Raw genomic sequence first — 12,052 nt, 5'->3', positions numbered from 1 at the left:
TGCTGTACCAACAACCGGGCGGCAGGCGGGCTCGGCCACGAGGGGGGCCGGTTCATAGCGTCGGTGACGACAGCGAGAGCCCCCGAACACACGGAGGAAGCACCCCATGACGTACGCCGACCCCGACCCACATCCCGACCCGTACCGCCTGACCGGCGCCGCGGCGAGCCCCGACGCGCCGCCGACCGATGTCACCCGGGCCGGAGTGACGCGCACGCTGCTCTGGCTGGTGCTGGTGATCAGCGCGGTCGGCAACATGGTCGCCTCGTACAGCGGCTCGGGTACGCCGGTCCACCTCTGGTGCGGCGTGGTCACCGCGCTCTGCGTGACGGCGCTCGTCGTTCAGCGCCTGCGGGGCCGGCGATGAGGGCGGCGGTCGGGCGGGCCGAGAAGCGTGCCCCCGCGAACACGGGCGTCGGCCGGGGGCAGGGGTGCGGCCCGGCACCCGCACCCGCCACCGCGCCCGCCATCGAGCTGGTGAACCTCGGCAAGACGTACCCGGGCGGAGTCGTCGCTCTGCACGATGTGTCACTGACCGTGGAACGCGGCACGTTCCTCGCCGTGATGGGGCCGTCGGGGTCGGGCAAGAGCACCCTGATGCACTGCGCCGCGGGGCTCGACGCCCCGACCGGCGGAAGCGTCCGGATCGACGGCCGGGAGATCGGCGGGCTCAACGAGAACCGCCGGACCGAACTGCGCCGCGAACGCGTCGGGTTCGTCTTCCAGTCCTACAACCTCGTTCCCTCGCTCAGCGTCGCGGACAACATCACCCTGCCGCTGCGGCTGGCGGGACGCGCCCCGGACCGGCAGTGGGTGCGCGCCCTCACCGAGCGGGTGGGACTCTCCGACCGACTGAGCCACCGCCCGGCCGAACTCTCCGGCGGCCAGCAGCAACGCGCCGCGATCGTACGGGCGTTGGTGGCCAGACCGGCCGTCGTCTTCGCCGACGAGCCGACCGGCGCGCTGGATCTGCGCAGCGCCCACGGCGTGCTGAACCTGCTGCGCGAACTCGTCGACGAGCTCGGCCAGACGGTGGTGATGGTCACCCACGACCCGGCCGCCGCGGCCCAGGCGCACAAGGCGCTGGTGATGGCGGACGGCCACGTCGTGGACACCCTGCTGGCGCCGACCGCTCCCCAACTGGCCGCCCGGCTCGTCTCGTTGGGAGGGATCTGATCATGCTGCGTCTCGCGGTACGGATGGCCGGGCACCGGATCAGCGCCCTGCTGGCCGTGGTGTGCGCGGTGCTCGGCGGTGCGGCCCTGATCACCGGCACCGGTGTACTGACCGAGTCGGGGCTGCGCTCCGCACTGCCGGCGGGCCGGCTCGGTGGCGCCGACATCCTCGTATCGGCCGACCAGACCTTCCGGCACAGCCCGGACCCGCCGATCGCGCTGCCGGAACGGGCCACGGTTCCCGCCCCGTTGGTGGAGCGGCTGGCCCAACTGCCGGGCGTCACCGTCGCGGTGGGAGACATCAGCTTCCCCGTCGGCCTGATCGACGCCCGTGGGCGGGCCGTGCCCATCGAGGACCCTGGGACGGCCGGGCACAACTGGTCGTCCTCCAGGCTCCTCGCCGGCCCGGACAACGGCGGCCGGGACAACGCCGGCCCCGACATCGAGGGCGAGAAGCCGGCCGGCGCCGACGAGATCGCCGTGGACAGCGCTGTCGCCGACGCGGCGGGTGTGCGGCCGGGCAGCGAGATCCGCGTGGTCGCGGCCGGCCGCCCCGCCGCCGCGTACCGCGTCTCCGCGGTGATCGACGCACCCGGCGCCGGTGTCCTCTTCGCCGACAGGACCGCCGCCCGCTTGGCCGGCCGTGACAGCAAGTCCTATTCTGGGGCCGGGGCCGGACCCGCGACGGTCGACCTGATCGGCCTCCGTACGGAGCCGGGCGCCACCGCCAAGGTCGCGGCGGCCGTACGCGCCGAACTGCGCGCCGCCCAACCACGTGACGTCCGACCACGCGCCGCCCAACCCCCCACCCCCCGACTGGTGGTGGCCACCGGCACCGCACGCGGCGACATCGCGGCCCCCGACGCCGTGGCCGCCCGGTCCCTGCTGATCCTGCTCGCGTCCTCACTCGCGGGCATCATCCTGCTGATCACCGGCTTCGTCATGGCCGGCGCCCTGGGCGTGGCCATCGCCGGGCAGCGACGCGAACTGGCCCTGATGCGCGCCGTCGGCGCGACCCCGAAGCAGATCCGCCGGCTCGCCGCCGCTCAGGCCACCGTCATCGCGGCCGTGGCGCTCGTGCCCGGCATCCCCCTCGGCTATCTGCTGGCAGGCCAGTTACGGCGGCTGCTGGTCGACCGTGGCGTACTCCCGGAAGCCCTCCCGCTGACGTTCGGCCCGCTTCCCGCTCTCGCCACGATCCTCCTGCTGACCCTGGCCGTTCAGGTGTCCGCCCGGGGCGCCGCCTGGCGCACGTCCCGTCTGCCCGCCACCGAGGCGGTCGCCGAGTCGCGCAGCGAACCGCGCCACCCCTCCCGCCCGCGGACCCGCGCCGGCCTGCTGCTCGTCGTCGCCGCGACGACCCTCTCCGTGGTGCCGCTGCTGTCACGGACCGCGCTCGGCGCGACCACGACCTCCCTCGCCGGCATCATCGCGGCGATCGGCCTGGCCCTGGCCGGTCCCGCCCTGATCGGGCGTGTCAGCGACACGCTGGCCCGGCGTCTGCCGCGCGGCGCCTCGCCCGCCACCTGGCTGGCGATGTCCAACGTCCGGGGCTACGCCATCCGTATCGCCGGAGTCGTCAGCACCCTCGCCATGGCGGTCGTCTTCACCCTCACCTACACCTTCGCCCAGACCACGGTCCTGACGGCCACGACGAACGACGTCCGCGCCGGCACCCTCGCCCAGGAACGCCTGAGCGCGCCGGGCCTCGGCGGAATGCCCGAGGGCACACTCGCCGCCGTGCGGGACACCCCGGGCGTACGGGAGGCGGCCCCCATCACCACCACCACCGTCCTGTGGCCGTATGAACAACTCGGCGACACCGTCGTCGAGCCGGCCTCCGCGATGATCCTCACCCCCGCCGCGCCGGACGTGCTCGACCTCGACGTACGGTCCGGCGGTCTGGCCCGCCTCACCGGCGACACCATCGCGGTCGGCGGCGACATCGCCACGTCGCGCGGTGCGAACGTCGGACAGCGCGTCGAGCTGATCCTCGGCGACGGTACGCGCGTCACCCCGCGCGTCGTCGCCGTCTACCACCGCGACCTCGGCTTCGGCCCGGTCGTCCTCTCCCGCGATCTCGCGAGGGACCACACCACCACGCGCCTCGACCAGAGCATCCTCGTCCGCACCGACGGCACCGCGAAGGCGCACGAGAACCTCGCCGCTCTGACGGCCTCCCGCCCCGGCCTGACCCTCGCACCCGCCGACACCACCGGCGCCGGGCTGAGCGACGCGCCGCCCGAGGTCTGGATCAACCTCGCCACCGTCGTCGTCCTCCTCGGCTACCTCCTCCTCAGCATCGCCAACAAACTCACCGCCACCACGGCCCAACGACGCACCGAGATCGCCACCCTGCGTCTCAACGGCACCACCCCACGCCAGATCCGCGCCATGATGCGCCGCGAAGCCGCCCTGATCGCCACCGCCGCCCTCACCGCGGGACTGGCGGTCTCCGTGATCCCCCTCGCCCTTCTGGGCATCGGCTTCCTCGACCGGCCCTGGCCCGCCGGTCCGGCCTGGCTGCTCCCGGCCGTCGCGCTCACGATCGTGAGCATCGCCTTCCTCACGATCGAACTCCCCACCCGTCGGGCCCTGCGCATGTCACCGGCGGACGCGCTCGCCCACCGCGAATAGCCCGAGGTCAGCGCGGAGTGGCTCGGTGGCCCGGTCCTCTGGGCCGTGTCTGACAAATTCCGCCTGGCTCACGACGCCTGGCACGCACGCTCGCCGCGTTGTCGGACTCGCCCAAGTACGTCCAGTACGAGAGCGATCCTCCGCCTTGCGATCGCACGCACCGGACGCCGTGAGCCCCCCTGCGGGCGGACGGCGCCATTTGTCAGACACGGCCTAGCCGGGTGCGTCCTCCATCGCCGGACGGGCTCGGTCGCCGTGTGTCCTCAGTCGCCGGACGGGCCCAGCTCGGCCCCGGTGGTCAGCAGGTCGCCGTGGCGCCGGTCGAGCAGCCGCTCATGGGCGGGAGTGAAGAGGCCCCGCCACTGCCCGACCGTCAAGTCCTCGTCCTCACGCAGGAGTTGGGCGGCGGCCGCCGGGCCGGCGGCGGCCGGGGTCAGCCCGGTGACCCCCAGGAGCCGCGCCACGGCGCGCTCGCGGCCCGCCGCCGTACCCCCGTGGGCGGGGCCGGCCAGATCCTCGTGGCTGATCACCGTCACCGCCGGGTGGTGCAGCAGCCACTGGCAGCGCCGGGCCTCCTCCATCCCCGGGAAGCCCGGGTCCGTCAGCGCGAAGGTGATCTTCGCTTCCATCGTCGGCAGCGCGCCGACGATGTCGCGGTAGATCAGCTGCTCCGGCGGGGATCCCGCCGGGTCGCCCGGCCGGGACAGCGACCGGAGCTGGCTGACGATCCGGTCCCGTACGTCCCGCTGGTGGAAGACGACGGGCGGCTGCCCGCCGTTGTGCCAGGCGCGCAGCAGGCCCGCGTCCGCCCGCCGGAGGTCGAGGCTGTCGACGTACCAGCAGCCGCGGCCCGGCAGCAGACCGGGCAGCTCGCCGTTCGGCAGCCGGGCCAGCCGGCCTTCGAGTCCCGGATCGGCCGGCGAGGCGACGGCCACCGGCTGGCCCAGCCGCATCCACCACACCCGCCACAGGGCGCCGGCCGCCTCCCGGAAAGCCGTGTCGAGCACCTCCCGGTCCTCGCCGCCGCGCTTGAGCAGCAGCTCCGCCTCGTCCGCGCCGTGGGCGGCCGTCAGCAGCGGGCGCATCGCCACGAGTTCGGGGGTGCCGCCCGGCCGGTCGCCGGCGGCCGGGGTGGCGCTCATCGAGCCGTACGAGAGATAGCCGAGGGCGGACGTGAGGTCGGCCAGCAGCGGGGTGCCGCTGCCGGGCAGCGAGACGACGATCACCTGGGACACGGTCATGGACTCTCCGGGGAGGGCGGCTCACACCCGGAGGCGGTACCGGGCCCGTACGCCCCGCTCAACGACGCGACGCCCGTCCGGGCACGCGCGGGGTCGCCCGGGCGAGGACATCAGCGAACGCCGGAGACGAGCATCGCGAGAACCATGGCGAGCGCGAGGATGACGCCGGCGCGGCGCATCATCGCCTGCATGTCCCGCATCTCCTTGGGAGGTTCGTTCTCAGGATCCGACCACAGCATGCGATCGATCCTGCTGCCGTGGCGGCCGGGACGCCTGAGTACCCGTACTCAAGCGGCCCGCCCGTCCCGTCACACGACGGCACGCCCCTCGGGTGCGTCCGCGAAGTCCCGCCCGGCCCGCGACGCCGCGGTGACCTCGGCCGCTGCTGCGGCGGCCGGCGCCTCGCCGTGTTGCCGGAGTCGGCCGAGTACGCCCGGGCCGTCGACAACGCGGATCCGCCGCCCCGCGACGCGCCGCACCCGCCGCCGCGGGCCCCGCCCTTCGGGCGGACGGCGCCACTTCGCGGACACCCCCTAGCCGGGCCAGAAAGTGCGCGCCCACGCCCGGGGGCCCGCGCGGTGGGTCTCGCGGCGGGCGATGCGCGCCGGGTCCGACCAGTTCGGCGGGGGCGGCGCGGCGCCCCGCGGGGGCTCGGCCTCGGCCGCCGCGCGGGCCCGGACCACCGCGAGTGCGGCGGCCAGCTCCTCCGGGGTCGGGTTGCCTCGTACGACCTTGATCATCGCGACCTCCTAAAGAGGGATGTTGCCGTGCTTCTTCGGGGGCAGGCTCTCCCGCTTCGTACGCAGCTGCCGCAACCCCTTCACCAGATGCGCCCGGGTCTCGGACGGCATGATGATCGCGTCGACGTAGCCGCGTTCGGCCGCGACGTACGGGTTCAGCAGCGCGTCCTCGTACTCCGCGATCAGGCCGGCGCGCGTCGCGTCCTGGTCCTCGGCGGCGGCGATCGTACGCCGGTGCAGGATGTTGACCGCGCCCTGCGCGCCCATCACCGCGATCTGCGCGGTCGGCCAGGCCAGATTGAGGTCGGCGCCCAGATGCTTCGAGCCCATGACGTCGTACGCGCCGCCGAACGCCTTGCGGGTGATCACCGTGATCAGCGGGACGGTCGCCTCGGCGTACGCGTAGATCAGCTTGGCGCCGCGCCGGATGATGCCGCCGTACTCCTGGTCGACACCCGGCAGGAAGCCGGGCACGTCCACGAACGTGACCACCGGGATGTTGAACGCGTCGCAGGTCCGCACGAACCGCGCCGCCTTCTCGGAGGCGTTGATGTCCAGACAGCCCGCGAACTGCATCGGCTGGTTGGCGACGATGCCGACCGGAAAGCCCTCGACCCGGCCGAAGCCGGTGATGATGTTCGGCGCGAACAGCGCCTGCGTCTCCAGGAATTCGGCGTCGTCCAGCACGTGCTCGATGGCGGTGTGCATGTCGTACGGCTGGTTCGCCGAGTCCGGGATGAGGGTGTCCAGCTCCATGTCCTCGGCGGTGGGCGCCAGTTCGGCGACCTCCGGGAAGGCGGGCGGCTCGGAGAGATTGTTCGACGGCAGGTACGACAGCAGCGACTTCACGTACTCGACGGCGTCCTTCTCGTCACCCGCCATGTGGTGCGCGACGCCTGACGTCGTGTTGTGCGTACGCGCGCCGCCCAGCTCCTCGAAGCCGACGTCCTCACCGGTGACCGTCTTGATCACGTCCGGTCCGGTGATGAACATGTGCGACGTCTTGTCGACCATCACCGTGAAGTCGGTGATCGCGGGCGAGTAGACGGCGCCGCCCGCGCACGGGCCCACGATGAGGCTGATCTGCGGCACCACACCCGACGCGTGCACATTGCGGCGGAAGATCTCGGCGAACAGGCCGAGCGCGACCACGCCCTCCTGGATACGGGCGCCACCGCCGTCGTTGATGCCGACGATCGGGCAGCCGGTCTTCAGCGCGAAGTCCATGACCTTGACGATCTTCTCGCCGTAGACCTCGCCCAGCGAACCGCCGAAGATCGTGAAGTCCTGCGAGTAGACACAGACCGGGCGGCCGTCGACCGTGCCGTATCCCGTCACGACGCCGTCTCCGTACGGACGGTTCTTCTCGATGCCGAAGTTGGTGGAGCGGTGCCGGGCGAACTCGTCCAGCTCGACGAACGACCCCTCGTCCAGAAGGAGGTCGATCCGCTCGCGGGCCGTCAGCTTGCCCTTGGCGTGCTGCTTCTCCACCGCCCGCGCGGAGCCCGCGTGCGTGGCCTCCTCGATACGGCGCTGGAGGTCCGCGATCTTGCCCGCGGTGGTGTGGCTGTGCTCTGTTCCGCGGGCGATTTCCGGCTCGGACATGGGGATGCGGCTCCCTGCGGGTCTGCGGGTCTGTTTTCTGCGGCTCGGAGTGTGGCTACCGATCCGTAGCGTATCGGCGGGCCTGGCGTTCGGCAGTGCGTCGTTGACCACACCTAGGCTTGCCCGCATGACCGAGCAGAATGCCGCGGGCAGCCGCTGGACCGACCTCGAACGCCCGCCGCTGAACGCCCTCGCCCTGCGGCGGGGGCTGATCGTGCCGGGCCGCCTGTGGACGTCGCTCGACGTCGTCACGGCGACGGGATCCACCAACTCCGACCTCGCCGCCCGCGCGGACAGCCTCCCCGAAGGCGCGGTGCTCGTCGCCGAGGAACAGACCCGGGGGCGCGGGCGGCTGGACCGCGCGTGGTCGGCGCCCGCGCGGTCCGGGCTGTTCCTCTCCGTACTGCTGCGGCCGGGACCCGGCGTACCCGTGGCGCGCTGGGGGTGGCTGCCGCTGCTCACCGGCGTCGCGGTGGCGACGGCCGTCGCGCGGGCTGCGGGCGTGGACACGGCGCTGAAGTGGCCCAACGACCTGCTGGTGACGGTCGGTGGCAAGGAGGGCGACGAGGCGGGCAAGGAGGAGCGCAAGGCGGGCGGGATCCTCGCGGAGCGCGCGGGGGCCGACGCGGTGGTCGTCGGCATCGGCCTGAACGTCAGCCTCACCGAGCCGGAGCTGCCCGTCCCCGGCGCGGGCTCGCTCGCGCTCGCGAACGCGGTGTCCGTCGACCGCGATCCGCTGCTGCGCGCCGTGCTGCGCGGGCTGGAGCGGTGGTACGGCGCGTGGCGGGACGCCGCCGGGGACCCGGCCGCGTCGGGACTCCAGGAGGCGTACGTGGCGGGCTGCGCGACGCTGGGGCGCCCGGTGCGGGCGGAGCTGCCGGGGGAGCGGCAGCTGGTCGGGGACGCGGTGGCGATCGACGGGGACGGGCGGCTGGTCATCGCGACGGAGGGCGGCGGCCGGGAGGCGGTGGGCGCCGGGGACGTGGTGCACCTGCGCGCGGTATAAGGGCCGTCCCGTCATCCCCGGCGGGCGCACGACGGCAGCCACGCCGCCTCGCCGCCTCGCCGCCTTGTCGGATCGCCCGGATGCGTCCGGCATGAGGACCGCCCTCCGCCTCGCGACGCACCGCGTCTGACGCCGCGCGCCGATCCGCCGGGGACCACGGGACAGTCCTGAGGGCCGGCGCACGGCCGCGAGCGCGCCCGGAGCGCCTGATTCACGGCGCCCGGCGGCCCCGCGGCGGCAGCTTCCGGGCGCCCCTTCGCGGTCCCTGCGGCCCGTGTTCCGCGACTACCCGCAACGGCGACCCCGACAGCCCCGACCTGCCGTATCGTTGAGGCGATCCACGACAGATCGGCAGGGGCAGTGCGCAGGGAACGGGCAGGAGGCGGCTGGTGACGGTCGACGACACGACCCCCGGTGGGGACGAACAGCCGCCGTCGGACACCTCCGGTCACCCCAGCCCGCACCACGCCGTCGACCACACGGCCGAGCCCACCGACGACCCCCTCGCCATCCGGCTCGAACAGCTGATCCTCGGCGCCGAGCGCCGCTACACCCCCTTCCAGGCCGCCCGCACCGCCGGTGTCTCGATGGACCTCGCGTCCCGCTTCTGGCGGGCCATGGGCTTCGCGGACATCGGCCAGGCACGGGCCCTCACCGAGGCCGACGTCCTCGCGCTGCGCCGCCTCGCCGGTCTCGTCGAGGCCGGGCTGCTGAGCGAGCCGATGTCGATCCAGGTCGCCCGGTCGACCGGGCAGACCACCGCCCGGCTGGCGGAATGGCAGATCGATTCCTTCCTCGCCGGGCTCACGGAACCGCCCGAGCCCGGAATGACGCGGACCGAGGTCACGTATCCCCTGGTGGAGCTGTTGCTCCCGGAGCTGGAGGAGTTCCTGGTGTACGTGTGGCGGCGCCAGCTCGCCGCCGCCACCGGACGTGTCGTCCAGGCCGCCGACGACGAGGAGATGGTCGACCGCCGTCTCGCCGTCGGCTTCGCTGACCTCGTCGGCTTCACCCGGCTGACCCGCCGCCTGGAGGAGGAGGAGCTGGGGGAGCTGGTCGAGGCGTTCGAGACCACCTGCGCCGACCTGGTGGCCGCGCACGGCGGCCGGCTCATCAAGACCCTCGGCGACGAGGTCCTGTACGCCGCCGACGACGCGGGCACGGCCGCGGAGATCGCGCTGCGGCTCATCGAGACCATGACGCACGACGAGTCGATGCCCGCGCTGCGCGTGGGCATCGCGTTCGGCACCGTCACCACCCGGATGGGCGACGTCTTCGGCAACACGGTGAATCTCGCGAGCCGGCTGACCTCGATAGCTCCCAAGGACGGCGTCCTGGTCGACGGAGCGCTCGCGGAGGAGCTGATCCGGACGGGTGACACCCCCGCGTCCGAGGCCGAGGCGGCGGAGCAGGCGGCGACGGCCGAGAAGGCGGGCGACGAGCCTCCCTCGTACCGCTTCGGCATACAGCCGATGTGGCAGCGGCCGGTACGCGGCCTGGGCGTCGTGGAGCCCTGGCTCCTCACGAGGCGACCGAGGCCGGAGGCCTGACCCTGGGGCCGCGCGCGGGCGCCGCCTATGATCCCGGTCAACGATCGTTGACCGGGAAGCGGGTGGGTGCGGTGGGCGCAGAGGGTGACCAGCGGTTCGGGGAGTTCGTCGCGGTACGGCGGCACGGTCATGTGGCCGAGCTGGTGCTCGACCGGCCCAAGGCCATGAACGCGGTCTCGACGGAGATGGCGCGCTCCATCGGCGCGGCCTGCGCGGCGCTCGGTGCGGACCGGGACGTACGCGTCACCGTCCTCACCTCGACCCACCCCCGCGCCTTCTGCGTCGGCGCGGACCTCAAGGAGCGGAACTCGCTGAGCGACGCCGAGTTGGTACGGCAGCGTCCGACCGCCCGTGCCGCGTACACCGGCGTGCTGGAACTCCCGATGCCGACCGTCGCCGCCGTGCACGGCTACGCCCTCGGCGGCGGATTCGAGCTGGCCCTCTCCTGCGACCTGATCGTCGCCGACCCGACGGCGGTCGTCGGGCTGCCCGAGGTGTCGGTGGGCGTGATCCCCGGCGGCGGCGGTACGCAACTGCTGCCGCGCCGTGTCGGAGCCGCCCGCGCCGCCGAACTCATCTTCACCGCACGGCGGTTGGCGGCGCCCGAGGCGCACGAGCTGGGCCTGGTCGACCAACTGGCGGGCGAGGCGGCCGACCGTGACGAGGCGCTGGCGCTGGCCTCCCGTATCGCCGCGAACTCGCCGGTCGGACTCCGGGCGGCGAAGCGGGCCCTGCGCCTCGGGCACGGGCTCGACCTGCGGGCCGGCCTGGAGGTCGAGGACGCGGCGTGGCGGTCGGTGGCCTTCTCCGGGGACCGTGCGGAAGGTGTCGCGGCGTTCAACGAGAAGCGGAAGCCGGAGTGGCCCGGCGAGTAGGACGTACGTCGCCCCGCCACGTTCTCGACGGAGAGTGACGCCCCCTCGCTCCGGGTGATCAAATCACCCCAAAGCACCCTAAGGTGGGGTGATGGGAGAGGACGTACGGCTACGGGCCGTGGTGGAGCTTGCCCAGGCCATGGCCTCGGCGCACACCCCGCACGAGTCCTGGCGGGCCGCCGCGCTCGGCGCGCGCGACGCGCTGGCCGGCAGCTTCGCCGCGCTGTCCGTGTGGGAACGCGACCTCGGGCAGCTCAAGGTCCTGGTGAACGCGGGGGATCTGGCGGAGGGGGAGGAGGAGTTCCCCGAGGACGAGTCGTATCCGGTGCACCGGTTCCCCGAGATCGCGGAGTTCCTGCACGAGCGGTGGGCGGGCGGCGGCGAGCCCAACGCGTGGGTCGAGACGGCCGAGGGCCCGGCAGCCGCGGCCGGTGAGCCGGGCTACTGCCACCAGCGGGTCGCCGCGCTGCGCAGCCGGCGCCGGGGGTGCTGCGTCGTCGCGCCGATCGTGCTGCACGGGCGGGCCTGGGGGGAGCTGTACGTGGCGAGGCCGCTCGGGGTGCCGGTCTTCGGGCGCGCCGACGCGGACTTCGCGACCGTCATCGCGTCCGTCGTGGCGTCGGGGATCGCGCAGACGGAGCGGCTCGAAGAGGTCCGCCGGCTGGCGTTCACGGATCCGCTGACGGGTCTCGCGAATCGCCGCGCGGTGGATGTGCGCCTCGACGAGGCGGTCGCGCTGCATCGCACCGACGGGTCGGTCGTCAGCCTCGTCGTCTGCGACCTCAACGGGCTCAAGCGGGTCAACGACACACAGGGGCACGCGGTCGGTGACCGGCTGCTGGAGCGGTTCGGCTCGCTGCTCTCGGTGTCCGGCGCGCAGTTGCCGGGAGCGCTGGCGGCGCGGCTGGGCGGCGACGAGTTCTGTCTGCTGACGGTGGGGCCGGCCTCGGACGAGGTGGTCGCGGTCGCCGACGAACTCTGCCGCCGGGCCGCGGAGTTGGAGCTGGGCGAGGGGGTGGCGTGCGGGGTCGCGTCGACGGGGGACGCGATCGGGCCGCTGAAGTCCGCCCGGCGGCTGTTCCGCCTCGCCGACGCGGCGCAGTACCGCGCGAAGGCGGCGCGGTCGGTGGGGCCGGTGGTGGCGGGGCGGGACGGGGGAGTGGTGCGCCTGGCGGACGAGCCGCCGCGGGCGCCGGAGGGTGGGGAGCGGAGGCGCTTCCGGG

At 73.7% G+C, this 12,052-nt stretch carries 11 protein-coding genes; 7 read left to right on the top strand and 4 right to left on the bottom strand.

The window, feature by feature from the left end; all coding sequences use genetic code 11:
* Window positions 1-106 precede the first annotated feature (106 nt).
* The 3 genes from P3L51_RS21880 to P3L51_RS21870 are packed head-to-tail and all read left to right on the top strand — an operon-like array spanning window position 107 to window position 3,812.
* Entirely contained in the window at window positions 107-367 is a 261-nt protein-coding gene (locus P3L51_RS21880) for a hypothetical protein (RefSeq protein WP_354606971.1), read from the top strand.
* Window positions 364-1,176 (top strand): ABC transporter ATP-binding protein, encoded by an 813-nt coding sequence (locus P3L51_RS21875; RefSeq protein ID WP_354606970.1) that lies wholly within the window; start codon window positions 364-366, stop codon window positions 1,174-1,176. The genes P3L51_RS21880 and P3L51_RS21875 overlap by 4 nt, the downstream gene beginning before the upstream one ends.
* 2 nt (window positions 1,177-1,178) lie before the next feature.
* Window positions 1,179-3,812 (top strand): FtsX-like permease family protein, encoded by a 2,634-nt coding sequence (locus P3L51_RS21870; RefSeq protein WP_354606969.1) that lies wholly within the window; start codon window positions 1,179-1,181, stop codon window positions 3,810-3,812.
* Window positions 3,813-4,075: 263 nt separating this feature from the next.
* Here P3L51_RS21870 and P3L51_RS21865 read toward each other — a convergent pair whose 3' ends face one another.
* From P3L51_RS21865 to P3L51_RS21850, 4 genes are all read right to left on the bottom strand, one after another.
* Window positions 4,076-5,053, bottom strand: a complete 978-nt coding sequence (locus P3L51_RS21865; RefSeq protein ID WP_354606968.1) for a hypothetical protein — start codon at window positions 5,051-5,053, stop codon at window positions 4,076-4,078.
* Between the two features lie 110 nt (window positions 5,054-5,163).
* The gene (gene mmpB, locus P3L51_RS21860; protein WP_354606967.1) at window positions 5,164-5,292 is read right to left on the bottom strand and encodes a morphogenic membrane protein MmpB; all 129 of its coding nucleotides are present in this window, start codon (window positions 5,290-5,292) and stop codon (window positions 5,164-5,166) included.
* Between the two features lie 294 nt (window positions 5,293-5,586).
* Window positions 5,587-5,793 (bottom strand): acyl-CoA carboxylase epsilon subunit, encoded by a 207-nt coding sequence (locus tag P3L51_RS21855; protein ID WP_354606966.1) that lies wholly within the window; start codon window positions 5,791-5,793, stop codon window positions 5,587-5,589.
* A 9-nt stretch (window positions 5,794-5,802) separates the two neighbouring features.
* Window positions 5,803-7,398: an acyl-CoA carboxylase subunit beta gene (locus P3L51_RS21850; protein WP_354606965.1), complete on the bottom strand. Its 1,596-nt coding sequence runs from the start codon at window positions 7,396-7,398 to the stop codon at window positions 5,803-5,805.
* Window positions 7,399-7,525: 127 nt separating this feature from the next.
* Between P3L51_RS21850 and P3L51_RS21845 the strand changes: the two genes are divergently transcribed.
* From P3L51_RS21845 to P3L51_RS21830, 4 genes are all read left to right on the top strand, one after another.
* A complete protein-coding gene (locus tag P3L51_RS21845; protein WP_354606964.1) occupies window positions 7,526-8,404 on the top strand; it encodes a biotin--[acetyl-CoA-carboxylase] ligase in 879 nt (292 codons plus the stop codon).
* Between the two features lie 389 nt (window positions 8,405-8,793).
* A complete protein-coding gene (locus P3L51_RS21840; protein ID WP_354606963.1) occupies window positions 8,794-9,954 on the top strand; it encodes an adenylate/guanylate cyclase domain-containing protein in 1,161 nt (386 codons plus the stop codon).
* A gap of 62 nt (window positions 9,955-10,016) precedes the next feature.
* Window positions 10,017-10,829, top strand: coding sequence for an enoyl-CoA hydratase/isomerase family protein (locus P3L51_RS21835; protein ID WP_354606981.1), 813 nt, complete (start codon window positions 10,017-10,019; stop codon window positions 10,827-10,829).
* A gap of 91 nt (window positions 10,830-10,920) precedes the next feature.
* On the top strand, window positions 10,921-12,052 hold a 1,132-nt coding region (locus tag P3L51_RS21830; protein ID WP_354606962.1), incomplete at its 3' end, for a GGDEF domain-containing protein.

The sequence above is a fragment of the Streptomyces panacea genome (assembly GCF_040560175.1).
Classification (GTDB): Bacteria; Actinomycetota; Actinomycetes; order Streptomycetales; family Streptomycetaceae; genus Streptomyces; species Streptomyces panacea.
The sequence above is the reverse complement of the archived record's forward strand: the minus strand, read 5'-3'. Positions and strand labels throughout refer to the sequence as shown.